At 71.1% G+C, this 25,368-nt stretch carries 20 protein-coding genes and 1 pseudogene; 7 read left to right on the top strand and 14 right to left on the bottom strand.

The window, feature by feature from the left end; translation table 11 throughout:
* Positions 1-16 precede the first annotated feature (16 nt).
* The gene (locus AB0J90_RS05025) at positions 17-1,312 is read left to right on the top strand and encodes an FAD-dependent oxidoreductase (protein ID WP_363592939.1); all 1,296 of its coding nucleotides are present in this window, start codon (positions 17-19) and stop codon (positions 1,310-1,312) included.
* 95 nt (positions 1,313-1,407) lie between these two features.
* Here the strand turns inward: AB0J90_RS05025 and AB0J90_RS05020 are convergent, their stop codons facing one another.
* A complete protein-coding gene (locus AB0J90_RS05020; RefSeq protein ID WP_326560881.1) occupies positions 1,408-1,773 on the bottom strand; it encodes a DUF3499 domain-containing protein in 366 nt (121 codons plus the stop codon).
* Between the two features lie 167 nt (positions 1,774-1,940).
* Between AB0J90_RS05020 and AB0J90_RS05015 the strand changes: the two genes are divergently transcribed.
* Positions 1,941-2,390, top strand: coding sequence for a metallopeptidase family protein (locus tag AB0J90_RS05015; RefSeq protein ID WP_326560882.1), 450 nt, complete (start codon positions 1,941-1,943; stop codon positions 2,388-2,390).
* A gap of 33 nt (positions 2,391-2,423) precedes the next feature.
* Here AB0J90_RS05015 and AB0J90_RS05010 read toward each other — a convergent pair whose 3' ends face one another.
* From AB0J90_RS05010 to AB0J90_RS05000, 3 genes are all read right to left on the bottom strand, one after another.
* Positions 2,424-2,681 carry a WhiB family transcriptional regulator gene (locus AB0J90_RS05010; protein ID WP_091555113.1) on the bottom strand — a complete coding sequence of 86 codons (258 nt, stop codon included), beginning with the start codon at positions 2,679-2,681 and terminating at the stop codon, positions 2,424-2,426.
* A gap of 409 nt (positions 2,682-3,090) precedes the next feature.
* Positions 3,091-5,628 (bottom strand): bifunctional FO biosynthesis protein CofGH, encoded by a 2,538-nt coding sequence (locus tag AB0J90_RS05005; protein WP_363592937.1) that lies wholly within the window; start codon positions 5,626-5,628, stop codon positions 3,091-3,093.
* A gap of 146 nt (positions 5,629-5,774) precedes the next feature.
* Positions 5,775-6,794 carry a hypothetical protein gene (locus tag AB0J90_RS05000; protein WP_363592291.1) on the bottom strand — a complete coding sequence of 340 codons (1,020 nt, stop codon included), beginning with the start codon at positions 6,792-6,794 and terminating at the stop codon, positions 5,775-5,777.
* Positions 6,795-6,890: 96 nt separating this feature from the next.
* Between AB0J90_RS05000 and cofD the strand changes: the two genes are divergently transcribed.
* Both cofD and AB0J90_RS04990 read left to right on the top strand, forming a co-directional pair.
* A complete protein-coding gene (gene cofD / locus AB0J90_RS04995; protein ID WP_363592289.1) occupies positions 6,891-7,859 on the top strand; it encodes a 2-phospho-L-lactate transferase in 969 nt (322 codons plus the stop codon).
* 31 nt (positions 7,860-7,890) lie between these two features.
* Positions 7,891-9,003: a coenzyme F420-0:L-glutamate ligase gene (locus AB0J90_RS04990; protein WP_363592287.1), complete on the top strand. Its 1,113-nt coding sequence runs from the start codon at positions 7,891-7,893 to the stop codon at positions 9,001-9,003.
* Positions 9,004-9,081: 78 nt separating this feature from the next.
* Here the strand turns inward: AB0J90_RS04990 and AB0J90_RS04985 are convergent, their stop codons facing one another.
* From AB0J90_RS04985 to AB0J90_RS04970, 4 genes and pseudogenes are all read right to left on the bottom strand, one after another.
* Complete coding sequence (locus AB0J90_RS04985) at positions 9,082-10,095, bottom strand: helix-turn-helix domain-containing protein (RefSeq protein ID WP_363592285.1); 1,014 nt, start codon at positions 10,093-10,095, stop codon at positions 9,082-9,084.
* Between the two features lie 266 nt (positions 10,096-10,361).
* Positions 10,362-11,423: pseudogene (locus tag AB0J90_RS04980) on the bottom strand (hypothetical protein); the annotation flags it as partial.
* Between the two features lie 38 nt (positions 11,424-11,461).
* Positions 11,462-12,559: a mannose-1-phosphate guanylyltransferase gene (locus tag AB0J90_RS04975; RefSeq protein WP_363592283.1), complete on the bottom strand. Its 1,098-nt coding sequence runs from the start codon at positions 12,557-12,559 to the stop codon at positions 11,462-11,464.
* A gap of 64 nt (positions 12,560-12,623) precedes the next feature.
* On the bottom strand, positions 12,624-13,772 hold the full coding sequence (locus AB0J90_RS04970) for a glycosyltransferase family 1 protein (protein WP_363592281.1): 1,149 nt from the start codon (positions 13,770-13,772) through the stop codon (positions 12,624-12,626).
* A 169-nt stretch (positions 13,773-13,941) separates the two neighbouring features.
* Between AB0J90_RS04970 and AB0J90_RS04965 the strand changes: the two genes are divergently transcribed.
* Positions 13,942-14,712 carry a TIGR03089 family protein gene (locus AB0J90_RS04965; protein WP_363592279.1) on the top strand — a complete coding sequence of 257 codons (771 nt, stop codon included), beginning with the start codon at positions 13,942-13,944 and terminating at the stop codon, positions 14,710-14,712.
* 15 nt (positions 14,713-14,727) lie between these two features.
* Here AB0J90_RS04965 and AB0J90_RS04960 read toward each other — a convergent pair whose 3' ends face one another.
* Both AB0J90_RS04960 and AB0J90_RS04955 read right to left on the bottom strand, forming a co-directional pair.
* Positions 14,728-15,075: a hypothetical protein gene (locus AB0J90_RS04960; RefSeq protein WP_363592277.1), complete on the bottom strand. Its 348-nt coding sequence runs from the start codon at positions 15,073-15,075 to the stop codon at positions 14,728-14,730.
* 83 nt (positions 15,076-15,158) lie between these two features.
* Complete coding sequence (locus AB0J90_RS04955; protein WP_363592275.1) at positions 15,159-17,186, bottom strand: acetoacetate--CoA ligase; 2,028 nt, start codon at positions 17,184-17,186, stop codon at positions 15,159-15,161.
* Positions 17,187-17,508: 322 nt separating this feature from the next.
* Between AB0J90_RS04955 and AB0J90_RS04950 the strand changes: the two genes are divergently transcribed.
* Both AB0J90_RS04950 and AB0J90_RS04945 read left to right on the top strand, forming a co-directional pair.
* Positions 17,509-18,819, top strand: coding sequence for a ThuA domain-containing protein (locus AB0J90_RS04950; protein ID WP_363592273.1), 1,311 nt, complete (start codon positions 17,509-17,511; stop codon positions 18,817-18,819).
* Positions 18,820-19,031: 212 nt separating this feature from the next.
* Positions 19,032-20,216, top strand: a complete 1,185-nt coding sequence (locus AB0J90_RS04945; protein WP_363592271.1) for a low temperature requirement protein A — start codon at positions 19,032-19,034, stop codon at positions 20,214-20,216.
* Between the two features lie 4 nt (positions 20,217-20,220).
* Here AB0J90_RS04945 and AB0J90_RS04940 read toward each other — a convergent pair whose 3' ends face one another.
* The 4 genes from AB0J90_RS04940 to AB0J90_RS04925 form a co-directional block, all read right to left on the bottom strand.
* Positions 20,221-21,252 (bottom strand): hypothetical protein, encoded by a 1,032-nt coding sequence (locus AB0J90_RS04940; protein ID WP_363592269.1) that lies wholly within the window; start codon positions 21,250-21,252, stop codon positions 20,221-20,223.
* A 4-nt stretch (positions 21,253-21,256) separates the two neighbouring features.
* Positions 21,257-22,222 (bottom strand): hypothetical protein, encoded by a 966-nt coding sequence (locus tag AB0J90_RS04935; RefSeq protein WP_363592267.1) that lies wholly within the window; start codon positions 22,220-22,222, stop codon positions 21,257-21,259.
* Positions 22,223-22,400: 178 nt separating this feature from the next.
* Positions 22,401-22,925, bottom strand: coding sequence for an acyl-CoA thioesterase (locus AB0J90_RS04930; protein WP_326560897.1), 525 nt, complete (start codon positions 22,923-22,925; stop codon positions 22,401-22,403).
* Between the two features lie 105 nt (positions 22,926-23,030).
* On the bottom strand, positions 23,031-25,247 hold the full coding sequence (locus AB0J90_RS04925; RefSeq protein ID WP_363592265.1) for a discoidin domain-containing protein: 2,217 nt from the start codon (positions 25,245-25,247) through the stop codon (positions 23,031-23,033).
* Positions 25,248-25,368 lie beyond the last annotated feature (121 nt).

Here is a 25,368-nt window from a genome sequence, read left to right as displayed (position 1 = left end):
GGACATCTCCTACTGGATGTCCACAGTAGACGATGGGCTGGCGCCGCGGGATCCGCTGCCCGGTGACCGGGACGTCGACGTCGCCATCGTCGGTGCCGGTTACACCGGGCTCTGGACGGCGTACTACCTCGCGGTTGCGGACCCGTCGCTGCGGATCGCCGTACTGGAAAAGGAGATTGCCGGCTACGGCGCCTCGGGGCGAAACGGCGGCTGGTGCTCGGCGCTGTTCGCCACCACCATGCCCAAACTCGCCCGCCGGCACGGGCGGGACGCGGCGATCGCCATGCAGCGGGCGATGCAGACGACCGTCGACGAGGTCGGCCGGGTGACCGCCGCCGAGGGCATCGACTGTGACTGGCACCGGGGCGGCACCGTCACCCTGGCCCGGAGCCCGGCCCAACTCTCCCGGGCCCGCGCCGAGGTCGACGAGGCCCGTGAATACGGCTTCGACGAATCCCACCTCGCCCTGCTCGGACCGACCGAGGCCGCCCGCCGCTGCAACGCCGAGGGCGTGCTCGGCGGCACCTTCACCCCGCACTGCGCCGCGATCCACCCGGCCAAGCTGGCCCGAGGCCTGGTCCGGGTGGTCCGGCAACACGGCGTACGGGTGCACGAGCGGACCCCGGTCACCGCGATCGGGCCGGGCAGGGTGCGGACTCCCGCCGGAACGGTCCGGGCGCCGATCGTGATCCGGGCCACTGAGGGTTACACCGCCGGCCTGCCCGGTCACCGGCGCACGCTGGCCCCGCTCTACTCGCTGATGGTGGCCACCGAGCCGCTACCCGCGACGGTGTGGGAGCGGATCGGGCTGGCCGAGCGGGAGACGTTCTCCGACTTCCGTCGCATGATCATCTACGGGCAGCGGACTGCCGACGACCGGCTCGCCTTCGGCGGTCGCGGGGCGCCGTACCACTTCCGCTCCCGGGTCCGCCCCGAGTACGACCACGAGCCGAGGATCTTCGACGCGCTGCGCGAGTGCCTGACCACCCTCTTCCCCGTACTCGGGCCGGAGGTGGCGATCGGTCACCGCTGGGGTGGACCGCTCGGGGTGCCCCGGGACTGGTCCACCTCCGTCGGGCTGGACCGGTCCACCGGGCTCGGCTGGGCCGGGGGCTACGTCGGCGACGGGGTGGCGACCACCAACCTCGCCGGGCGTACGCTCGCCGACCTGATCCGGGGCGTCCCGAGCGACCTGACCACGCTGCCCTGGGTGGGACACCGCTCCCGCCGCTGGGAGCCTGAACCGCTGCGCTGGCTCGGCGTCAACGCCGGGTTACGACTCACCACCGTCGCCGACGCGGCCGACAGGTAGGCGCGGGCGAGGAACGCGGCAGGCGCAGGAACGCGGCAGGCGCAGGAACGCGGCAGGCGCAGGCAGGAACGGGGCAGGCGCAGGAACGGGGCAGGTCAGTGGGTGGGCGGGATGACCCGGAGGTGACCGCGTCGGCCGGTCTGCTGCCCCGGCGGCAGGTCGATGTCGATGTCGTCCTGGCGCTGCACCGGGCGGGCCGCCTCGCGTACCGCCTCGGCGAGCGCGACCAGGTCGTCGGTGGTCGGCGGCGGCGGCTCGAACTCGCCCTCGTGCCGGACCACCTCCCAGCCGCGCGGGGCGGTCAGGCTGCGGGCGTGCTGCTCACAGAGGTCGTACGTGTGCGGCTCGGCGAAGGCGGCCAGCGGACCCACCACGGCGGTCGACTCGTTGTAGACATAGGTCAGCGTGGCGACGGCCTGTCGGGGGCAGCCGTTGCGCGAACAACGCCGTGGTGACCTCACGGCGGCACGGTATCTCTCTTACCGCCTCCAACACACCGCTTGCCGGTACGACACGCCGACCGTCCTGGCCACAATTCGGGCAACGGCCGGGCGCCACCGCGATCCCGGTCCCGACACGAGGTGGTCCGCGATCCGGGATCTGCCCAACCTGGGTCTACCCTGTGCACATGACCAGTCCGGACCATCGCCGGCCGGGGCCCGGGCGGCGTACCCGCCGGGACCGCCACGGCCGAGGCTTGCGCGGTCGGCTGGTGCCGGCGACGGTGCCGCTGGCGCGTACCAAGGCGGAGATATTCGACGATCTTGTGCTGGACACGGTGGAAACCCTGGAGCGGCGGTTCGCCAAGGAGCTGGCGGGTGTCGAGTTCGCCGTCGAGGACGTACCCCCGGATTTGAACGTCTACGACTCCGACGTACTGGAGGACGGCGAGGTGCCGCTGGCCCGACTGCTGCCGGGCCGACCGGGCCGGCAGGAGGTGCCGCCCCGGATCGTGCTGTACCGCCGACCACTGGAGTTCCGGGCCATGGACCGGGAAGACCTGGCCGACCTCGTCCACGACGTGATCATCGAACAGGTCGCGAACCTGCTCGGTGTCGATCCGGACGAACTCGCCTGAGCCGGGCGGCCCCCACCGCCCGGCCGGCGTACGTCAGGCCACCCGACGCTTGAGCTTGCGGCGCTCCCGCTCGGAGAGCCCACCCCAGATACCGAACCGTTCGTCGTGCCCGAGCGCGTATTCCAGGCATTCGGCCTTCACGTCGCAGCGCGAGCAGATCCGCTTTGCCTCACGGGTCGAGCCGCCCTTCTCGGGGAAAAACGCCTCGGGGTCAGTCTGCGAGCAGAGCGCCCGCTCCTGCCACTCCGGTGCATTCCCGAGCAGGTCGGCCACCTCGAGTCGGCCGTCCATCAGATGCCTCCTTATCGCGCGCCGGCAACGTGGCCGGCGCAACCCCCCACGCGGAAGGCGTGTTTTTGTCCGTACGGTGGCAGTTTGATGCGCTCCGTTCGAACGACCCCCACTGAAATTACACGGGTGTAATGCGTGCGTCGTCAAGCCGAACCTGATAAATGGGGTCACCCTTCCGGTACGCCTCGAACGACCTGCTGACCCATCCGGTGTCGCCGCCTGCCCTACCGATCGAGACCGGGCAGTAGTAACGCCTCATCGGCGAGTTGCCGCCGAAATCCGGCGTGGCGCGACGAGACACGCCAAGCAATCGATCGGCGTGTCGCCCGTGAACTGTCGGATATCCAACCCTGGATGCGGTCGGCTCCGCCCGATGGTCGGGACGGCATGCCGGGTGTCCGGCCGGGAGTCAGCCGGCGTGCCCGTAGGCCGTGGTGCGCCGCCGGGCGGGCCGTCCGGCCGCCGCCGCGATGGCCTCCAGCTGCGCCACCGTACGGGCCGAGCCGTTGTCGGAGCCGGCCATCCGGGAGATCGTCTCCTCCATCAGCGTGCCGCCGAGATCGTTGCAGCCGCCGCGGAGCATCTCCACCGTGCCCTCGTCACCGAGCTTCACCCAGGAGCACTGGATGTTGTCGATCCGCCCGTGCAGCAGCAGCCGGGCCATGGCGTGCACGACCCGGTTCTCCCGCCAGGTGGGGCCGGGGCGGGCGATGCCGGCCAGGTAGATCGGTGCGTTGGTGTGCACGAACGGCAGCGCCACGAACTCGGTGAAGCCACCGGTACGGTCCTGCACCCCGGCCAGCACCCGGAAGTGCCCGAGCCACTGCCCGGGGTGGTCGACGTGGCCGTACATCATCGTGGAGCTGGAGCGGATGCCCAGCTCGTGCGCGGTGCTGACCACCTCGACCCAGGTCGCGGCCGGCAGTTTGCCCTTGGTCAGGACCCAGCGCACGTCGTCGTCGAGGATCTCGGCGGCGGTGCCCGGAATGGTGTCGAGCCCGGCGTCACGCAGTTGGGTGAGCCAGTCCCGTACTGAGACACCCGCCTTGGCCGCCGCGGTGACGATCTCCATCGGCGAGTACGCGTGCACGTGCATGCCCGGCACCCGCGCCTTCACCGCGCGGACGATGTCGGCGTACACGGTGACCGGGAGCTTCGGGTCGATGCCGCCCTGCATGCAGACCTCGGTCGCGCCCGCCTGCCAGGCCTCCTCGGCCCGGTCGGCGACCTGCTCGACGGAGAGCCGGAACGCGTCGGCGTCCCGTTCCCGCTGGGCGAAGGCGCAGAAGCGGCAGCCGACGTAACAGACGTTACTGAAGTTGATGTTGCGGTTGACCACGTACGTGACGTCGTCACCGACGGCCGAGCGGCGGACGTCGTCGGCCAGCCGGCACAGCTCGTCCAGGGCGGTGCCGTCGGCGGCGAAGAGCGCCATCGTGGCCGCCTCGTGCCGGGGCTCCAGCAGGGCCGCCGGGTTCTCCGATGCCAGCCGCAGCCCGGCCAGCAGGTCGGCGGGCAGCCGCTGCGCCGCACCCCCACCGGCCCGCAGCGCCGCCGCGCCCTCGTCGACGTGTGCCGCGAGCTGCGCCCAGTCGCCGTAGACGCTGTCGAAGTCGCCGCGCCGGTCCTCGGTCCGCCCGGTGGTGTCGATGGTGCTGTGCAGATCGGTCCGGCCGCCCGGCACGTACGCGTCCTCGGGCTCCTGCCACGGCCGACCGACCGGCATCGCCGTCTCGACCGCGAGCCCGGTCGCCGGGTCGGACAACGCGCGCACGTGCGGCCCGATCCGGGGGTCCAGCCACGGGTCGCCGCGACGGACGTACTCCGGGTAGATGGTGAGCCGTTCCCGCAGGGTGAAACCGGCGGCGGCGGTACGGCTGGCCAGCTCCTCGATCTGCGGCCAGGGGCGCTCCGGGTTGACGTGGTCCGGGGTCACCGGCGACACGCCGCCCCAGTCGTCGATGCCGGCCCGCAACAGCAGGTCGAACTCACCGGCGATCAGGTTCGGCGGCGCCTGGATCCGGGCGCCGGGGCCGAGCAGAACCCGGGCCACCGCCACCGTCGCGGCCAGGTCGTGCAACTCGGCGTCGGGCATGCCGCGCATCGCCGTGTCCGGCTTGGCGCGGAAGTTCTGCACGATGACTTCCTGGATGTGGCCGTACTCCCGGTGGGTGCGGCGGATCGCGAAGAGGGCGTCGACCCGTTCGGCCAGCGTCTCCCCGATGCCGATCAGCAGACCGGTGGTGAACGGGACCCCGACCCGGCCGGCGTCGTCGAGCACCCGAAGCCGTACGGCGGGTTCCTTGTCCGGTGAGCCGTAGTGCGGGCCGCCGGGCTCGGACCAGAGCCGGGTGGCGGTCGTCTCCAGCATCATGCCCATGCTCGGCGCCACCGGCTTGAGCCGCTGCAACTCGGCCCAGGAGAGCACACCGGGGTTGAGGTGCGGCAGCAGGCCGGTCTCCTCCAGCACCGCCACCGCGCAGGCGCGTACGTAGTCCAGTGTGGAGTCGTAACCGCGCTCGTCGAGCCACTGGCGGGCCGCCGGCCAGCGTTCCTCCGGGCGGTCGCCGAGGGTGAACAGTGCTTCCTTGCAGCCCTGGGCGGCGCCCTCGCGGGCGATCGCCAGCACCTCGTCGCGGTCCAGGTAGGCGGCGGGCAGCCGGTGCGGCACGGTGGCGAAGGTGCAGTAGTGGCACCGGTCCCGGCAGAGCCGGGTCAGCGGGATGAAGACCTTCTTGGAGTACGTCACCACGCCGGGACGGCCGGCGTCACGCAAGCCCGCGTCCCGGATCGCACCGGCGATCGCGAGCAACTCGTCCAGTGGTCCACCGCGCGCGGTGAGCAGCGCGACGGCCTCGTCGGTGTCCACGGCCCGGCCGTCGGCGGCGCGCTTCAACGCCCGGCGCAGACTCGCCTCGGTCGGAGCCACGGTCGGACCGGAGTCGATGCGATCAGCCACCAGTGCAGCCTAGGCGCTACCTCCGACGTGATCGCATGGTGCCGGTCACATCGGCTGCCCGGTCACACACCCGTGTGCCGGGCAGCGTCGCCGGAGCGGGCGCCCGCTGTCGGGTGCCCGCTCCGGGTCGACGGTCAGCGCTGGTACGGCTCGGTCGGCTCGTCGCCGTCGATCCGGGAGGCCGGCGGCTGGCCGCCCGCGCTCGGCTGCTGGCTCGCCGGGTTGATCAACTGGGTCCGCTCGCTGTTGTCGTCGCTCTCCGGTGACCGCTGGATCACCTGGGTCGGCTCCCCGGTGGCCGGCGGCGCGGACGTCGGAGCGGCGAACGGCGAGGCCACCGGACCCGGCGACTGGGCCGGCGGGACCGGCGCCTGGGCTCCGGAGGTCGGTGCCGAGGGCGGTGCCGACACCGGCGGCGCGGAGGCCGGCGCGGGTACGCCGAAGCCCCCGGTCGGCTGGCCGTAACCGGGCTGCGGGTAACCCGGCTGCGGATAGCCCTGCGGGTAGCCCGGCTGCTGCGGGTAACCCTGGGGGTAGCCCGGTTGCGGCTGTCCCGGCTGCGGCGCTCCCGGCTGCGGGTAACCCTGCTGGGGGTAGCCCTGCGGGTAGCCCTGCTGCGGGTAACCGGGCTGGCCGTAGTAGCCCGGTTGGGGCTGCGGCTTGGGCTTGGGCACGTAGTAGAAGGTCCGCCAGACCTTGAAGACCAGGAACGCCGCGACCGCGAAGATGGCCAGGAAGGCGATCTGCGTCAGCAGCCCGGTGAAGGCCTGCCGGAACTCCCCGTCGGCCAGCACCCCGACCAGCCAGGCGAGTACGGCCAGGGCCCCGAACAGCGCGGAGACGGCGTACTCGACCAGGGCGACCTGCGTGACCAGCTTCGCCTGGGCGACGACCGGCTGGAGGTGCGTGGCGAGCAGCACGGCGAGCAGCGGCAGCAGGATCGCGGTGAGCCCGACGAAGTCACCGAAGCTGCTCCCCGCCCGGCGGGTGAACTCGTCACCCTCCCCGCGCGGGATCAGCAGGTTGATCACGGCGACGAAGAGCAGCAGTGCGTTGGCACCCACCAGCACCAGCGCCGCCGGCTCCCGCAGTGGTTGTGTTATCTGTCGGACCTGCGCCGAGTCGGTCGGCGCGGGTCCAGGCTGACTGGTCAAAGCTCCCCCTGGGGCGGTTGCGGACGGGTGCCGCAGGTGAGCCTAGTCGCCAACCCGCTTCACGGCTCGGCACGCCGGGTGCGGGAGGATGGTCGTATGCACATCGTGGTACTCACCGGCGGCATCGGCGGAGCCCGCTTCCTGACCGGCGTACGGGCGTACGCCGCTGCGGCGGGCGACGAGGTGACCGCCGTGGTCAACGTCGGCGACGACGTGATCATGCACGGGCTGCGGATCTGCCCCGACCTGGACAGCGTGATGTACACCCTGGGTGGCGGCGCCGACCCGGAGCGCGGCTGGGGCCGGGTCGGCGAGACCTGGACGATCAAGGAAGAACTCGCCGGGTACGGCGCCGAGCCGAGCTGGTTCGGGCTGGGCGACAAGGACATCGCCACCCACCTCGTACGGACGAACATGCTCAACGCCGGTTACCCGCTCTCGGCGGTGACGGAAGCGCTCTGCGCGCGCTGGCAGCCCGGCGTACGGCTGCTGCCGGCGACCGACGACCGCCTGGAGACGCATGTGGTGGTCGACGCCCCGGCCGACGGCGAGGGCGACGGCGGCGGACAGCGGGCGATCCACTTCCAGGAGTGGTGGGTACGCCACCGCGGCGCGATCCCGACCCACCGGTTCGTGTTCGTCGGCGCCGAGGCGGCGAAACCCGCGGCCGGTGTGCTCGACGCGCTCGCCGGGGCGGACGTGGTGCTGGTGGCGCCGAGCAACCCGGTGGTGAGCATCGCCCCGATCCTGGCGGTACCGGGGCTGCGGGAGGCACTGACCACTGGCCGTGCCCCGGTGATCGGGGTGTCGCCGATCATCGGCGACGCGCCGGTACGCGGCATGGCCGACCGCTGCCTGTCCGTGCTCGGTGTGCCGGTCTCCGCCGCCGGGGTGGGTGCCCTGTACGGCGCCCGCGCGACCGGCGGGATCCTCGACGGTTGGCTGGTGGACACGACGGACGCGCAGACGTCGGTGCCGGAGCTGACCGTACGGGCCGCCCCGCTCTGGATGACCGACGAGACCGCGACCGTGGCGATGGTCCGGGCCGCGTTGGAGTTGGCGTGAGAACCGAATTCGGCATGATCGTGGAGTTGGCGTGAAACTGGAGATCCTGCCGGTGCTCGGCATCGGTGACGTGGCCGAGGGCGACGACCTGGCGGCGATGATCACGACGGCCGCGCCGTGGCTGCGCGACGGGGACGTACTGATCGTCACTAGCAAGATCGTTTCGAAGGCGGAGGGTCGGCTGGTCGACGTACCGGCGGCCGAGGGGCCGGAGCGGGACGCGGCACGGGAGGAGATCCTGACCGCGGAGACAGCGCGGCCGGTCGCCCGACGTGGGCCGGTCCGGATCGTGCAGACCCACCACGGTTTCGTGATGGCCTCGGCCGGCATCGACGCGTCGAATGTGGACCCGTCCCGGTTGGTGCTGCTGCCGAAGGACCCGGACGCCTCTGCCCGCGGGCTGCGGGCCGCACTGCGCGAGCGGCACGGCGCCGACGTGGCCGTGATCATCTCCGACACCATGGGCCGGCCGTGGCGCAACGGTCTCACCGACGTGGCGCTCGGCGTCGCCGGCCTGAGCGCGATCCGGGACCACCGGGGCGAGGTCGACCCGTACGGCAACGAGCTGAGCATCACCCAGATGGCCGTGGTGGACGAGCTGGCCGGCGCGGGTGAGCTGGTCAAGGGCAAGCGCGACCAGGTGCCGGTGGCGGTGGTGCGTGGTTACCTGAACACGACCGGGTCGGACGACGGTTCGGGCGCGACGGTCCTGGTCCGCGATGCCGAACTCGACCTGTTCTCACTCGGCACCGCCGAGGCGCGAGCCAGCGGACTGCGAGCGGCGGCCACCCTGCCCGAGGCGGCCACCCCGAGCGGGGCCGGACCGGACGGCACGTGGGCGGACCCGGTCGCGGTGGCCCGGGCGATCGCCGCCGTGGCCGGCGTGATCGCGCCCGGCACCGTCTTCTCCCCCGCCACCCACGAGGAGGTACGCGACGCGCTCGCGATACCGGACCGGCCGGCGACCGCCATCGCGATGGTGCTCTGCACCGCGCCGGAAGGCGGCACCGCGACCGCCGGCACGCTCGTCCGGTTCGGTGCCGACCTGCACCGGCTGCGCGCCGCGCTGGCCGCCGAGGGGATCGAGTCGTCGGTCGTCGCACCACCGGTCGGCAGCACCGCGACCGCCGCGCTCGCCCTCTGAGCCGGTACCGTCCGGCGGGCGGGCCGGACGGTTCACTGGTGCGGCATGAGCCGGTTCACTGGTCCAGCATGAGCCGGTTCACTGGTGCAGCATCGCCCGGCCGAGCGGGGTGAGCGTGTGCCGTACCGTGTTGCGATCGCGCTGGCTGACCAGCAGCCCGGCGTTGCGCAGTACGGTGGCGTGCTGGCTGGCCGCCGCGGCCGAGATGTGCAACCGGCGGGCCACCTCCCCGGTGGAACAGCCCTCGTCCACCACCTCCAGCACGTTGGCGCGGGTCCGGCCGAGCAGCGCGGCCAGCGCCTCGCGGCCGCTGCCCTGGCCGATCGCGGGTGCCGTGCCGGCGCCCTCGCCGGGAGCGGGGGTGAGCCCGCCGAGCCGGTCGACCGGGTAGACCAGCACCGGCGGCAGGTCCGGGTCGAACAGCGCCACCGGCGTACGGGAGCAGAAGAACGACGGGATGAGCGTCAGTCCACGATCACCGAGGTGCAGTTCCCGGCTGTACGGGTAGTCGAACACCTCCAGCACCCCGGCCGAATAGCGGACCGCCGGACGCAGACTCGCCAACAGCCCCTCGGCACCGCCGTCGAGCAGCGCCCTGGCCCGTCGGATCCGATCCGCCTCGACCGCCGCCTCGACCCGGTCCCAGTACGGTCCGAGCGCCACCGTCTGGTATTGGCGCATCGAGTCGGTGAGCTGTCGCAGCACCTCCGGCTCGCCCCGGGCGAGAGCGCCGGCCGTGCTGGGCAGCGCGTTCTCGGTGGCGAGCACGGACAGGTCGCGGTGCAGCAGCCGGGCCGGTGTGGACCGGATCGCGTCCAGGCCCGCGTCGAGTCCCTGCGATCCCTGCGACGGGGTGAGGAAGTCGGGGAAGTAGCCGCGCGGCGGGTTGAGCGCGAAGAGCAGACGCTGCTGACCGGTCGAATTCTCCCGGCGAAGACCCCGGTACACGTCCCGCCGCCAGCCGGACATCACCGGGTCGTGGGTGCGGCCCTGCAACAGGTGCAGGCTCAGGATCAGTTCCCAGACCGGGTCGGCCGCCGAGGCCACGCGGGTCCGGGCGATGTCCTCACTGGAGAAGAAGATTTTCAGCATCCAGGCGGCTCCCGACGGTGACGGCCAGGGGGCATTCCGACACCTGTCAGATCGTACCCGTCTCGATCCACCTGCATCTTTCAGCCTGAACTGAAAGACCTCGACGCCCCTGGTGCTGTCCCGGCATGCTCGCTATTGCCCAGCGCAACGCAAGTCTTGCCGGGGGTAAGGGGAGGTACGGACGTCCGGGCAGGTCACCACGAGGTTTCGCGGCCATCGATCCGCGAAGGTGCCGCCCGGACGTCCCACTCCGTTCCAGCGCTGGTCCAGAGCCCGATCCGCTGGTCCTCGTCGGTGACGTAGAGATGCCCGCCGGCCACCTCGGCCAGTCCTTCCACATTGCGCAGCGGCGCGAGGTCCGCCACCAGTTTCCCCGGCACCTCCCGCCGCCCCGGCCCGGTCACCGCGGGCAGCACGTCGGCATCCGCCGGCAACCGGAAACGTACGTGCCGTGACGTGACGTCGCCGCCGGACGGGTGGTCGTCGAGCAGCACCGAGCCCTTGCCGACCGCGTCGATCGAGCCGATCACCGCCGAGTACGACCCGTCCGCGTCGGCCGACAGCGCACGGAAGCCGGTCAGTGCGTCGGGCGGGGTGACCCCGGTCAGCGCGTACGCCCGGACCACCCGTGGCCAGGTACCCGACTCGAACATGCCGGTCATCCCGGTCACCTCGACCAGGATCGGCTCGCCCCGGTCGGTGACCGGGAACCGGAGCCCGAGCAGCAGCGATCCGCCAGGGGTGAACGCGGCCCCCTCGACGTTCAGCGGGTGGTCGTCCGGGGCCAGCCGGCTCACCCAGGTCTTCGCCCTGGCGGTGCCGCGGGCGACCGTCTCGGCGATGAACCGGTGCCGGACCCGGTCACCCGGCGGCAGTACGGTGATGTCCGCGCCGGCCAGCACGTCGTTGACCGCGCGGTGCAGGCGGAACTGGTTGCGTACGACCTCCAGCCGGACCGGTCCGGTGGCGGCGTCCGGCTCCCGGAACCGGGCCACGAACGCGCGCCGGGGACGCAGCGGACCGGCCTTCGAGCCGAAGTGCGAGCCGAACACGTAGACCCACTCGCCGAACCGGGCCAGCGCCTCGGCGTCCTCGGTCCGGCCCTGCTCCAGCCCGGAATCCGCGGCGAGCGGGTACGCGGCCCACCCGCCGCCACCGTCCTGGACCAGCAGTCCGATGCTGTGTTCGACCGGTGCCTCGTCGAGCACCGTCCAGAACGCCTGCCGGGCGCCGTACGCGGCGAGCACCGCGGGTGAACGTACGGGGAGCAGGTCGCTTGCCTCGTTACCGCCGAGGGCCAGGTCCACGGTGTGCACGGCGCCGGTCATGTCGATCAGGGTACGGACCGGCGCCAACGCCGGCCGGCTCAGACGTAGCCTTCCTCGCCCCGCTGCTTCAACTCGTCGACCAGCTTCTTCACGTCCTGGGCCCGGTCACGGGGGCAGATCATCAACGCGTCGGGGGTGTCCACCACGATCAGGTCCCGAAGGCCGAGCGCGGCGACCAACCGGCCCGAGTGCGGCACCACGACCAGGTTGGTGCTGTCCCAGAGCAGCACACCCGGCTTTTCGGTGTCCTCGCCGCCGAGCACCACGTTGCCCGCCGAGTCGGCCGGCAGTACGTCACCGAGGGTGTGGAAGTCACCGATGTCGTTCCAGCCGAAGTCGCCGGGGACGGTGGCCACCCGGCCCGCCGCGGCGGCACCCTCCATCACCGCGTAGTCGACCGAGATCTTGGTGAGCGTGGGCCAGACCGAGCCCAGCACGTCCTCCCGTTCGGGGGTGTGCCAGGCCTGGGCGATGGTGGTCACCCCGGAATGCAGCTCGGGCTGCTGTCGGGCGAGTTCGGTGAGGAAGACGTCGACCTGCCAGACGAACATGCTGGCGTTCCAGAGATACCGCCCCGACCGGACGTACGCCTCGGCGACGTCGGCGGCCGGCTTCTCCTTGAACTCCTCCACCATGCGCAGCGGGCCGCCCTCGATCAGCGGGCCGCACTGGAGGTAGCCGTAGCCGGTCTCCGGTCGGGTGGGGGTGATACCGACCGTCATCAGCAGGCCCTGCTCGGCGCCGGTGATCGCCAACCGGACCGTCTCGACCCAGCGGGCCGGGTCGCCGATCAGGTGGTCCGCCGCGAACGAGCCCATCACCGCCGCCGGCTCCCGCAGTGCGATCACCGCCGCGGCCAGCGCGATCGCCGCGCAGGAGTCCCGCGGCGAGGGCTCGACCAGGATGTTCTCCTCCGGCAGCCCGGCGAGCTGGCGGGCGACGGCGGTGACGTGCGCGACGCCGGTCACCACCATGGTCCGGTCGGGAGTGGTGAGCGGGCCGATCCGGTCGACCGTCGCCTGGAGCAGTGACGCGTCGGTGCCCGTGAGCGGATGGAGGAACTTCGGGTGTCCGGCGCGGGACAGCGGCCAAAGGCGGGTGCCGCTGCCGCCCGCTGGGATGACGGCGAAAAACATCAACACATCATGCCGGACGTTTTGCCCCTCATATGCATGCTTGCGCTCAGCTCGGAGTTCCGATTCATCCGCTGATCCGGCTCCAGGCCGCCAGGTGCACCTCGGCGCTGGACTCCCAGGTGAACTCCTTGGCCCGGTCCAGGCCGGCCTTGGCGAGCGCCAACCGGCGCGATTCGTCGTCGAGCAGCGCGGCCAGGTCGGTGGCGATCTGCCGCGGGTCCTCGCTGGTGTACGCGACGGCGTCGCCGCCGACCTCGGGCAGCGACAGCCGCGGGGTGGTGAGCACCGGGGCGGCGCAGGCCATCGCCTCCAGGATCGGCAGGCCGAAGCCCTCCCCGTACGACGGGTAGGCGGCGACCAGCGCACCGCCGAGGAAGCCGGGCAGGTCGGCGTAGCGCAGATAGCCGGGGCGGAGCAGGCGCAGGTGCGCGGGCACGTCCGCGACGGCCTGGTCGATGTCGTCGTCGTGGCCCTGACCACCGGCGATGACCAGTGCCGGCGGATCGTCCCGGTCCTGTACGGCGAGCACCCAGCCACGGATCAGGTTCGGTACGTTCTTGCGCGGCTCCTTGGCCCCGAGGAACGCCACGTAGTTGTGACCGCCGAGGCCGAGCCGGGCGCGTACCCGGGCCTTCTCCTCCTCGCTGGGCGCGTGGAAGGCGCTTTGGTCGACCCCGTGGTAGGCGACGTCGATCTTGGTCGGGTCGGCGTCGAGCAGCCGGATCAGCTCGTCCCGGGTGGCCTTGCTCGGCACGATCACCCGGTCGGCGCGGCGCAGCGAGGTCTTGATCGCGCTGCGGAAGAAGGTCCGCCGGGACTTGTCGTAGTGCTCCGGCTCGGTGAAGAAGGTCGCGTCGTGCACGGTGACCGTCACCGGACAACCCGCCCGCAGCGGGCAGGTGTAGAACGGCGAGTGCAGCACCTGCGCGCCGACCTGCTGGGCGAGCAGTGGCAACCCGGTCTGTTCCCAGGCCAGTCGGGCCGGTCGGTGGGCGACGGCGGCCGGCGCGGAGATCACCTCGACCGCCGGCAGCATCCGCGCGTAACGCTCCGCGTCGGTCCGGAGTCCGACCACGACCAGATCGACGCCACCGGATGCGCACAGTCTGCCCAGCGCGCCGAGTAGGCCATCGACGTATCGACCGACGCCGCCACGGTCGGCGGGGACGCTGGTGGCGTCGATGAGCACGCGGGGCGGGCGACCGGGGGTCACTTGGCGACTCCTCAAACTGCGGGTTGTGGGGAACAACACTCTTGCCAAGCCTACGCCGCCCCGCTGTCCCGGCGTCGACTGCGACCCGACAGCCCGTTGTCTTTCCGGCGACTGAACCGATACCGGCGACCGGACCCGGACCCAGCCGCGAAGGCTATCCTCAGTGGCGATGACGGACAAAACCACGACGGCCGACAACATCGCGCGCGTGCTCGCCGCGGCGGTCGCCGCCGACCCGACCAGACCGCTACTGACCTGGTACGACGACGCCACCGGCGACCGTACGGAGTTGTCCGGGGCGACGCTCGCGAACTGGGTCGCCAAGACCGCGAACCTGCTGGTCGACTCGGCCGGACTGGCTCCCGGAGACCGGGCCGGCGTGCTGTTGCCGCCACACTGGCAGACCGCGTCCGTGCTGCTCGGCTGCTGGTCAGCGGGGTTGGCGGTGCACGGGGCGGGGCTGGCCGTACCGGCTGTCGCAACGACGCCCGCCGATGCGCCGGCACACAGTCCCGAGCCGCCGCGCCCGGTCGACGTGCTCTTCGTTGCCGCCGACCGGATCGACACCGCGGCGGCCTGGCCGGCCGGCGACCGGTACGCGCTGGCGCTCGCCCCGATGGCCGCCCCGCTGCGTACGGTCCCGCCGGGCTTCGCCGACTACGTGGTGGAGGTACGCGGCCACGGCGACCACTTCAGCCCGCAACCGGGCGGTGGGCCGCAGGACGCCGGGCTGACCGGGCTCGCCGCCGGCTCTGCGGCAGCGCTCGGGATCACCGCCGGTGCCCGGGTGCTGATCGACGCGAGCACCCACCCCGATCCGGTGGACTGGCTGCTCGCGCCCCTGGTCGCCGGGGCCAGCGTGGTGCTCTGCGGCCACCTCGACCGGGCCCGGCTGGCCGACCGGCTGGCCTCCGAGCGGGTCACCCTCGACCTGTCCTGAACCGGCATCGGGTGTTCACAACTCGGACGGGAAGACTTCACGCAGCACGCCGTCCGGACCGCATCGGTAGAAGCCGGCGACGTCACCCAACCAGGGACGCGCCCGTGCCTGTGCGGGGGTGAGCACGGTGGCCTGCACCCGCAGCACCACGAACCGACCCCGGTACGCGGTCCGCCCCTTACCCACCACGCCGTCGACCAGGATCGCCCGCCGCCCGGACACGAGCGCGCCGTCGACCACCCAGTCCGCCGGCAGGTGACACCAGGCGGTACGCACCATCCGGGCCATCGGGCTGAGGGCTTCACCGCCACCGGTGCGCGGATCGACGGTGTCGGTGATGGTCAACTGTAGGTAAGCGCCCACGAAAGATGAAACGCTCTGGCGCCGCCCTCACGTTGTCGGTCGGGCGGACGGAGTACACCGTCCACCCGACGCGCATCGCCGGCCTACCGGTCAGCCCGCGCTCGCCCCTCGGCTGCGCCCTGCGCCCGCTCCTTGGCGAAGAGTTCGAAGGCGATCAGCGACTCCGGGTTCACCAGCGCCCCGGTGGCCGCCGCGGCGGCTACCGGCGTACCGGTAAGGATCTTCTTGACCGGGACCTCGAGCTTCTTCGCGGACAGCGTCCGGGGCACCGCGCGGACCTGGTGGATCTGGTCCGGTACGTGCCGGGGCGAGAGCGCGGTACGCAGCTCACGCGCGATCTTCGCCTTCATCGCGTCGTCCAGCTCCAGCCCGTCGGCGAGTACGACGAACAGCAGCAGCTCGCCGGCTCCGCCCTCGTTGTCCTCCAGGTGCACCACCACCGAGTCGGTAACCTCGTCCAGCCCCTCGACCACCGAGTAGAACTCGGCCGTGCCGAGGCGTACGCCGCCGCGGTTGAGGGTGGCGTCCGACCGGCCCGTGATCACACAACCGCCGCGCTCGTTGATCGTGATCCAGTCGCCGTGCCGCCAGACCCCCGGATAGTGGTCGAAGTACGCCTCCCGGTAGCGGCGGCCGTCCGGGTCGTTCCAGAAGCCGACCGGCATGCTCGGCATCGGTGCGGTGATCACCAGCTCGCCGAGTTCACCGACGACCGGCTGCCCGTCCGCCGAGCGGGCCTCCACCCTGGCCCCGAGCGCCCGGCAGGCGATCTCTCCGGCGTACACCGGCAGGAGCGGTACGCCGCCGACGAAGCCGGTGCAGACGTCGGTGCCGCCGGACAGCGACTGGAGTTGCAGGGTGGTGCTGACCTCGTCGTACACCCAGGTGAAGCCCTCGGCGGGCAATGGTGCGCCGGTCGAGCCGAGACCGCGCAGCCGGCTGAGGTCGGCGATCTCCCTGGGGCGTACGCCGGCCTTCCGGTTGGCCAGCAGGAACGGCGCCGAGGTGCCGAAGTAGGTGGTGCCGGTCTCCTCGGCGAGTCGCCAGAGGGCGCCGAGGTCGGGCTCGGCGGGGCGGCCGGGCTCGGCCCGCACGGCGGGGTTGCCGTCGTAGAGCACGATCGCCGCGCCGACCGCCGGCCCGGAGACCAGGAAGTTCCACATCATCCAGCCGGTGGTGGTGAACCAGAAGAACCGGTCGGCCGGGCCGAGGTCGTGGTGCAGGGCGAGCATCTTGAGGTGTTCGAGCAGGATGCCGCCGTGGCCGTGCACGATCGGCTTGGGCAGCCCGGTCGTGCCGGAGGAGTAGAGCACGTAGAGCGGGTGGTCGAACGGCACCGGGTCGAAGGCCAGCGGCTCGTCGGTGTCGGCCGCCAGGTCCGCCCAGGTCAGGGTGCCGTCCGGCGGCGCGACGTCCGGATCCAGATAGCCCAGGACCACCGTGTGTACGAGCGACGGCAGCGCGTCCCGGATAGCGGCCACCTCGGCGCGCCGGTCGACCGGCTTGTCCCCGTAGCGGTAGCCGTCGACGGCGACCAGGACCTTCGGCTCGATCTGCTGCCAGCGGTCGGTGACGCTGCGGGTGCCGAACTCCGGCGCACAGGAGGAGAAGATCGCGCCGAGGCTGGTGGTGGCGAGCATCAGCACGAACGTCTCGGGGATGTTCGGCGCGTACGCGGCGACCCGGTCCCCCCGGCTCACGCCGAGCCGGCGCAGTCCGGCGCGCGCCCGGCGTACGTCCTCGCGCAGTTGCGCGGCGGTGAGGGTGACCGGCGCGCGGGTCTGGCTGTGCGCGATGACCACAGGGGAGTCGTCGGCCAGGCCCGGCATCCGCAGTACGTGTTCGGCGTAGTTGAGCGTCGCGCCGGGGAACCACTCGACGCCCGGCATCCGGTCGCCGCTCAGCGTCGTGGTGGGCGGGGTGTGCGCGATGACCTCGAAGTAGTCCCAGATCGAGCGCCAGAAGGCGTCGAGGTCGGTGACCGACCACTGCCACAGTGCCGGGTAGTCGGCGAAGTCGAGGCCGCGGTGCTCCCGCAACCAGCGCAGGTAGTCACCGATCCGCGTGGTCTCGCGGACGTCGACCGGCGGCTCCCAGAGCACGTCACCCATGGTCCTCCCCTCCCCAGGCCTGCCACAACACCGTGGTGTGACCCAGCCGCCATCCTGCCGTACCCCAGGGGCCCATTCTGCGCACGCCCCGGTCCGACCGAGACGTGCCCGACCCACATGCTTCGGCCCGGTTGATGTGGGCCACCCACGGCCCACCGGAACGCCGGTCACAATGCGCAATTGCCCAGGTATCGGATGACCGATTGCTTCTCTTAAGTCGGATATTGACACGTGATCCGAGCGAGCCATAGCGTATGGTCGATCGCCCGTGGCATCGCCCTGGTCAACCCGACCAGCCACGCGCGGTCCGAGAGGACCCATCATGGATATCGGTACCCGTACGCCAGTCGCCAGAAGAAGACTGGTCCAACTCCTCGCGCTTTTCCTGGCGCTGATCTGCGTATCGTCCAGCCCGGCAATCGGAAATGCAAAGGCGGCTGCCGCCGCACCCGCATTCAACGTCATTGCCTTCTACAACGGCACCTGGGACGCGGCGCACATCAGTTTCGTCCGGGAAGCCAACCAATGGTTCCCGCAGATCGCGGCGCAGAACAACTTCACCTACACCGCGACGACCGACTGGAGCCGGCTCAACACGGCGAACCTGGCCCAGTACCAGGTGGTGCTCTTCCTGGACGACCTGCCTCCGGCCGCACAACGCCCGGCATTCCAGCAGTACATGCAGAACGGCGGGGCCTGGCTCGGCTTCCACGTGTCCGCTTTCAACACGAATCCGGGCGGCTGGGACTGGTACCACAACCAATTCCTCGGCACCGGAGCGTTCCGCAACAACACCTGGGGACCGACCACCGCCGTACTGCGGGTCGAGGACCAGACACACCCGTCGACCGTACGGTTGCCGCAGACCTTCACCTCGTCGGTGAGCGAGTGGTACAGCTGGAACAACGATCTGCGCAACAACCCGAACATCGACATTCTCGCCTCGGTCGACCAGAGCAGCTTCCCGCTCGGCACCGACCCGAACCAGACCTGGCGCAGCGGTTACTACCCGATCATCTGGCGAAACGTCAACTACAAGATGCTGTACGCGAACTTCGGCCACAACGCGATGAACTACGAGAACAACACCCCGCTCTCGTCCACCTTCGCCAGCGAGGTGCAGAACCGGTTCCTGATCGACGGGCTGCTCTGGCTCGGCGGTGGCGGCGGCACCACTCCCCCGCCGACCACTCCGATCTCACCGACCGCCTGGTACACGGTGGTGAACGCGGGCAACGGCAAGTGCGTCGACAGCCGCGCCGCCGGCACCGCCAACGGGACCGCGATCCAGCAGTACACCTGCAACAACAGCAACGCACAGCAGTTCCAGTTCCAGCCGACCAGCGGCGGCTTCGTACGCGTCAACAACCGTGGCAACAGCGCCCGGTCGATCGACGTGACGAACGTGTCCACCGCCGACAACGCGCCGATCCAGCTCTGGACGTACAGCGGCGGCAACAACCAGCAGTGGCAACCGGTCGCCGAGACCGGCGGCACCTACCGACTGGTGAACCGTCTCAGCGGCAAGTGCCTGGACGTGCCCGGCGCCTCGACCGCCAACAGCGTCCAGCTCGTGCAGTACGCCTGCAACGGCTCCGCCGCCCAGTCGTTCCGCCTGGTCCAGCAACCCTGACCCGTTCCACCCGTACGGCATGACGGCCGTGGCCCGCTGGTTCGGGTCACGGCCGCCGTTTATGGTCCAGCGGCACGCCGATCGGGCGATTTCCCGGTACGTGCCCGCCCGGTCCCGCCGCTTGCTTAACTTGGGCAGATGTGGCCGACTCCTTCGCCAACCTGAACCGTTCGGCCCGGCATGGGCGCAGCGCGGACCGGGGCGGATGATCGATGACGGACGAGGGCAGGACCGGGCTGATCCGCAGCTCCGACGCGCCGGAACGGGCCACCCTGCTCGAATTGCTCTTCGACGTGGCGTACGTCGCCGCGCTCACCCTGACGTCGATGCGGCTGGCCGAAGAGGTGACCCCGACCGGGGCCGTGCGGTTGCTCGTACTCGTGATGGCGATCTGGTGGACCTGGTCGATCACCGCGCTGCTGACCGACTTCTACAACCCGGAACGGCTGCCGATCCAGGCGATGATCGCCGGGAAGCTGCTCGGCAGCATCCTGCTCGCGGCCAGCATGCCGCACGCCTTCTCGAACCTGGGCTGGCTCTTCGCGACCGCGTACGTGGCCATGCACGTCGGTCGCGGGGTCGTGCTGGTGAGCGTGCTGCGCAGCACCACCGCGCGGACCCGGGCGGCACGCTTCCTGTTCTGGTTCGTGATCTCCGGGGTGCTGTGGATCGCTGGCATCTTCGTCGAGGGATGGGACCGGTTCGGCCTCTGGGCGCTCGCGATCACGATCGACTACGTCTCGGCGGCGCTGCGGTATCCCACGCCCATGGTCGGCCGGGTCCCGCTCGAGCAGTACGAGAAGGCCAGCGGCCATCTCGGCGAGCGTTACCAGCAGTTCCTCATCCTCGCGCTCGGCGACCTGCTGCTGGTCCCGACGCTGCGGATCGGTGCCAGCGAGTTCACCGCGCTGCGGGTCGCCGCCTTCGTGCTGGCCTTTGTCACGACCCTGCTGTTCTGGCAGATCTACGTGTTCCGGGCCGGCGCGTTCCTGCAGATGGCCCTGGACGTGCGGCCGGGCCGGATCACCCGCTGGGCGCCCTACACGCACCTGCTCATGGTGCTCGGTGTGGTAGCCAGCGCGGCCGGCTTCGACCTGGTCATCGACCGGCCGGACGGCTCCACCCCGGCCGGTCTGATCTGTGTCATCTTCGGCGGTCCGGCCCTGTTCCTGATCGGCCGGACCGCCTTCGAGTACGAGGTCTTCCGTACCGTCTCGCGAGCCCGGCTGGGCTGGCTGCTGGTCCTGGTGCTGGTCGCACCGGCGATGGTGTTCCTGCCGCCGGTGCTGGTCACGGCCACCACGTGCGTGGTCCTGCTCGGCATCGTCGTCTCCGACGCGGTACGCGCCCACCACGGCATGTCGGCCACGCCCGATGTCAGTCTCCGGGAGGGTTGACCGGTCAGGCCGGTGCCCGGAGCTGTTCGGCGATCTTCTGGCAGTTGTCCATGCCGTAGTCCCAGCCGAGGGCGACCGGGTAGCGGGTCATCACGCCCATCGTCCAGTCGCCCGAGATGGCCAGGCAGTTGACGTGGTACTCCTGCTCCTTGGTCCGTTCGACCCAGCCGTTCTTGATCGCGATCGTCTTGCGTTGTGCCGCCGGGAAGGCGTGCCGGATGCCGAAGTCGCCGACGCCGCGTACCAGGCGCATCTCGTTGAGCAGCCAGGTGGTCCACTTGTCGCCGGCCGCGCGGCCGTCGGCGATGCAGACGCCGAGCCGGGCGGTGTCCCGGGCTGACAGCGCGGTACGGCTCCAGCCGCCGTCCGCGGCCGGGCTGCTGTCGGTGAGCTTGCAGGTGCCGAGCAGCCGGTTGATCGACTCGATCCGACCCAGCTCGGTGAAGAGCGTCTCGGTACGGGTGTTGTCGCTGTCACGGATGATCTTGGTTAGGTCGGCGAGCTTCGCCTCGGTCGGGGTCACCCCGTCGGCCGCCGCCCGACGCAGGTAGTCGGCGGTGAGCCAAGCCTTGATCAACGACGCGGTGGTGCTCGTCTCGCCCATGTTGGCGGAACCGGAGACCGCGCCCGTACGCCGGTTGACGATGCTCCAGGCCCACCAACCCCGCAGGTCGAGCTTGACCGTCGTCGGTCGTACACCGAGCGGCGACAGCGGCGGGGCAGCCTTGCCGGTGGGTGAACCGGACGGCGACCTACCGGGTGACCTCGTCGGGGAGGCGGACGGCGTCGCGGACGGCAGCGCGGATGCCGAGCCGGTCGGCGTCGCTGTGCCACCCGCCGACGGGGCGCCGCCGGCACCGATCGGCCCGGCCGGCTCGTCCCACCGGGCGACCGCCTCGGTGTCCGTCGACCCGCCCGGCAGGATCCGGATCCCGACCAGCACCAGGAGGACCAGTGCACCCGCGACGGCCGCCAGCCACCAGGGCGACCGCCGGCTCGAACGGTGGGAGCGGGCGGTGGTGGTGCTGCTTTCCAACGTGTCAGCTCCCGGTCAGGGGTCGGGGGATCTTCAGCGCGGCGCCGACCCCCGGGGTGACCAGTTGGGCGGCGATGTTCGCGCAGACCCGCGCACCATATTCCAGACCGCGCTTGTCGGGATAGCGCTGCTGGACCGCCAGCACCCAGTTGTTACTGATGGCGAGGCAGTTGACGTGCCAGTTCCCGTCGTAGACGAGCGAGGTCCAGCCGTTCTTGATGCTGACCGGGTCGGCCTGGACGAGTTCCTTCGGCAGGCCGTCGACGATGCCCCAGCGACCTCCACCCCTGGTCCGTTGCTGGTCCTTCTTTGCCGCGCTGCCCCAGACGTTGCGCATCTCGTCCAGCACCCAGTCCGTCCACTTTGGACCGGCGGCGGTGCCGTTCCGGACGCACTCGCCCAGCCGTACCGCGTCCTGCGCGGTCATCTCGGTGAAGCTCCACCAGCCGACGTAGCCGGGCACGGTGCCGAGCCGGGTGTTGGTGAGCTTGCACATGCTGATCATCCGTTTGGTCACGGCCGTGCCGCCACTGGCGGAATAGAGCGCTCCGGCCGCGTCGTCGTCGCTGTACCGCAGCGCGGCGCTGCCCTGCTTCAGGCGCTCCGCCGAGGGGGTCTTGCCCGCTTCCGCCGTCCGGCGCAGGAAGTCCGAGACGATCCACACCTTGATCATCGACTCGGTCGAGTTGGTCGACTTGGCGCTGTTGGACGAGCCGCTGATCTGCGCACTCTTGCGGTCGAGCAGCGCCCAGGCGACGAAACCGTCCGCCGGCACCGAGACCGGCGCCGGGGCCAGGGTCGGCGGTGGCGGCGGGGTGAGGGCCGCCCGCGCCGCCGCCGCTGTGGTGGCGACCGGGTCCGGCGCCGCCGGATCGGTCGCGGTGAACTCGCCGTACGCGGCGGGCACCAGCAGGCCGCCACCGAGAAGGATCATCGCGGCGGCAAACACCATGATCATGCGGGGGCGCATGTGGCGGGCTCCAGGGGGGGCGGGGCCGAGGGGGTAAGGGGTGCCGACGAAGCGGTGCCGCAAAGCTTACGTGGCAACAACTTCTTCGGCTGCCCGCCCGATCTCCGGCCCCGCTCTATTCGGCCAGGGCCGAACCCTGCCCGTTCGCCGCCGACGGGTACCGCGGGGTACCGGCCCCTTACTCGGCCGCCGCCCGGTTGGCCTGGATCGCGTTCCGCTTGGCCAGCCGGTGCGCGCGGCGGATCTCCGCCTCCCGCCACCGCCGCTCGTCGTCCAGCGTCTCCGGCAGCACCGGCCGCACCTCGCGCGGATTGCCGGCCACGTCCACGGCGACGAACACCAGGTACGCGGTGACCACCCGCAACGGCTGGTCCTCGGCGCTGTCCCAGCGCTCGGCGACCACCTTCACCCCGACCTCCATCGAGGTGCTGCCGGTCCAGTTGACCTGCGCGTGCGCGTGCACCAGATCACCGACCCGGACCGGCTCGGAGAAGACGATCTCGTCGATCGCGGCGGTGACCGCCGTACCGCCGCTGTGCCGGGCGCCCGAGGCACCGGCCACGTCGTCGACGAACTTCATCAGCACCCCGCCGTGCACGGTGCCGTACAGGTTGACGTCGACCGCGGTCATGATGCGGCTCAGCGTCACCCGCGAGTACGAGGTCGGCTTGCCCGACAGCGGGGCCGGGGTCTGCTCGGTCATGCCCCGAACGGTACGGCCCCCCGCACCCGCCCCGTACGCGCACCGGCGGGTGGATGACCTGCGTCTCCGCTGGCCAGCCACCCGCCGGATGATCGCTACCGGGAGTTACTGGTAGACCCGTACGTAGTCGACGAGCATCCGGGACGGGAACGGCGTGGTGCCGTCCACCGGTCCGGGGAAGTCGCCGCCCACGGCCAGGTTGAGGATGATGTAGAACGGGTGGTCGAAGACCCACGGTCCGCGGGTCGTTTCCACCGTCTCCTTGCTGGCGTAGAAGACCGTCGTGCCGTCGAGCTTGAAGGTGATGCCACGGCTGTCCCACTCCGCCGACCAGACGTGGTAGTCCAGGGACAGGTCGGCGTTACCGGGAGTGGTGTACTTCTGGCCGTAGCCGCCACCGCCGTTGTACTGCGGCGCGTGCAGGGTGGAGTAGCCCTCGAAGGTGTTGCGGCCGAGGACCTCCATGATGTCGATCTCGCCGTTGTACGGCCAGGGGCGGCCGGTGAGGAAGTCGGCGCCCATCATCCAGAACGCCGGCCAGAGCCCGTTGCCCTTCGGCACCTTGACCCGCGCCTCGACCCGCCCGTACTGGGTGGTGAACTTGCCGCCGGTGTTCATCCGGTGCGACGTGTAGTCACGCCCACCAGCGGTCTCCCGCCGTGCCTCGATAACCAGCGAACCGTTGCCGTCCATGTTCGCGTTGTTGTTGTTCGTGTAGTACTGGATCTCGTTGTTCTGCCCGGTGCCGGGGTCGATGGTCCACTTCGCCGGGTCCGGCTTGCTGCCGGCGGCACCGTTGAACTCGTCGCTCCAGATCAGCCGGGTGGCCGGGAACGTCGGGTCGGCCGGCTGGGCCGGGGGCGTGATCGGGGCACCACCGGTGCCGAAGACCTTGAACTCCCAGAGCGAGTAGCCGTACGCGGTGCCCCGGGCGGTGCCGTACATCCGCACGTAGCGGCCGGAGCCGGAGACGTTGAGCGTCTCCTTGAAGCCGGCTCCGGTGGTGGTGGAGTAGATCGTGGTCCAGGTGGTCGCATTCGGCGAGACCTGGATCTGGTACGCCCGACCGAAGGCCGGGTCCCACTGGAGCACCACCTGCGAGATGGTCGCGGTGGCGCCGAGGTCGACGTAGATCCAGCCGGGGTCGACCCAGCCCGTGGTGGAACTGGTCGCCCAGCGGCTGGCCGGGTCGTTGTCGAACGCCTTGTCCGGCGTGCAGCCGTAACAGTTCACGTCGTTCTGGTCGGTCGACGCGACCGCCGGCTTGCCGTACGACAGCAGCCGGGTCCCGCCGGGCGGCGGGGTGGTCACGGGTGGGGTCGTCGGCGGAGTCGTCGGCGGCGTGGTGGGTGGCGTGGTCGGCGGGTTCGTCGGCGGGGTCGTCGGCGAGGTGCCGGTACGCACCTGGAACTCCCACAGCGAGTAGCCGTACGCGGTCGCGCGGGCGGTGCCGTACACCCGGATGTAGCGCCCGCTGCCGGCGGCGGTGATGGCCTGTACCCCGCCGGTGCTGGTGGTGGTGGAGTAGATCGTGGTCCACGGTCCGGTCGCGCCGGCCGAGACCTGGACCTGGTACGCGGTCGCGTAGGCCGCCTCCCAGTTCAGGGTGACGCCGCAGACGGACTGGGTCGAGCCGAGGTCGACCTGGAGCCACTGCGGGTCGGTGAACAGGCTGCCCCAGCGGGTGGCGGTGCTGCCGTCGGTCGCGGCGCTGGCCGGGGTGCCGGCGGCCTCGGCCGAGGATGCGGTGGTCGGCCGGTTCAGTGCCGCGTTGGTGGTGCCGCAGCCGGTGGGCGGCGCAGCCGGACCGAAGACCTGGAACTCCCAGAGCGAGTAGCCGTACGCGGTGCCGCGCTGGGTGGCCAGCATCCGGACGTAGCGACCGGTGCCGGAGACGGTCAGCGACTGGGTGCCACCGGCGCCGGTGGTGGTCGAGTAGACCGAGGTCCAGGTGGTGCCGTTGGTCGACACCTGGAGCTGGAAGGCGCGGGCGAAGGCGCCCTCCCAGACCAGGTCCACCCGGTTGATCGCCACGCTGGCGCCGAGGTCGACCTGGAGCCACTGCGCATCGCTGAACGCGCTGGACCAGCGGGTGCCGGCGTTGCCGTCGACGGCCGCGGAGGCCGGCATGGCCGCCGACTCGACCGAGGACGCGGTCGCCGGGCGGCCCTGGGACAGCGGTGGGTCGGCCGCCCCGGCCCGGTCGGCGGAAATTGCCACGTACGCGCTGAGCAGCGCGACGAGAGCGCTCAGCACGACGATCGGACGCCACCGGTTCATCCGGCGGCGCTGGACGTCGGGCAGCAACACGGCCCCATCCATCGTTCCTCCTTGGCGCAGGCGCAACCGGACCAGTGATTCGTTCTGGTTACGCGAAGGTGTCGAACATGTGTGAGAGCGCTCTCTTATTCGACACTTTCGCGCTCATGACGAGAGGAGTCAA

Source organism: Micromonospora sp. NPDC049523 (genome assembly GCF_040676775.1).
GTDB lineage: Bacteria > Actinomycetota > Actinomycetes > Mycobacteriales > Micromonosporaceae > Micromonospora_G.
The sequence above is the reverse complement of the archived record's forward strand: the minus strand, read 5'-3'. Positions and strand labels throughout refer to the sequence as shown.

Excerpts from the sequence above, each read along its gene's own strand:
- AB0J90_RS05025 (WP_363592939.1), top strand. The coding sequence starts at position 17 with ATGTCCACAGTAGACGATGGGCTGGCGCCGCGGGATCCGCTGCCCGGT.
- AB0J90_RS04975 (WP_363592283.1), bottom strand. The coding sequence starts at position 12,559 with ATGTTTTTCGCCGTCATCCCAGCGGGCGGCAGCGGCACCCGCCTTTGG.
- AB0J90_RS04930 (WP_326560897.1), bottom strand. The coding sequence starts at position 22,925 with ATGACCGAGCAGACCCCGGCCCCGCTGTCGGGCAAGCCGACCTCGTAC.
- AB0J90_RS04945 (WP_363592271.1), top strand. The coding sequence starts at position 19,032 with ATGACGGACGAGGGCAGGACCGGGCTGATCCGCAGCTCCGACGCGCCG.
- AB0J90_RS04955 (WP_363592275.1), bottom strand. The coding sequence starts at position 17,186 with ATGGGTGACGTGCTCTGGGAGCCGCCGGTCGACGTCCGCGAGACCACG.
- AB0J90_RS05010 (WP_091555113.1), bottom strand. The coding sequence starts at position 2,681 with ATGGACGGCCGACTCGAGGTGGCCGACCTGCTCGGGAATGCACCGGAG.
- AB0J90_RS04985 (WP_363592285.1), bottom strand. The coding sequence starts at position 10,095 with ATGCTGAAAATCTTCTTCTCCAGTGAGGACATCGCCCGGACCCGCGTG.
- AB0J90_RS04935 (WP_363592267.1), bottom strand. The coding sequence starts at position 22,222 with ATGCGCCCCCGCATGATCATGGTGTTTGCCGCCGCGATGATCCTTCTC.
- AB0J90_RS04950 (WP_363592273.1), top strand. The coding sequence starts at position 17,509 with ATGGATATCGGTACCCGTACGCCAGTCGCCAGAAGAAGACTGGTCCAA.
- AB0J90_RS05015 (WP_326560882.1), top strand. The coding sequence starts at position 1,941 with ATGACCAGTCCGGACCATCGCCGGCCGGGGCCCGGGCGGCGTACCCGC.
- AB0J90_RS04965 (WP_363592279.1), top strand. The coding sequence starts at position 13,942 with ATGACGGACAAAACCACGACGGCCGACAACATCGCGCGCGTGCTCGCC.
- cofD (WP_363592289.1), top strand. The coding sequence starts at position 6,891 with ATGCACATCGTGGTACTCACCGGCGGCATCGGCGGAGCCCGCTTCCTG.
- AB0J90_RS04925 (WP_363592265.1), bottom strand. The coding sequence starts at position 25,247 with ATGGATGGGGCCGTGTTGCTGCCCGACGTCCAGCGCCGCCGGATGAAC.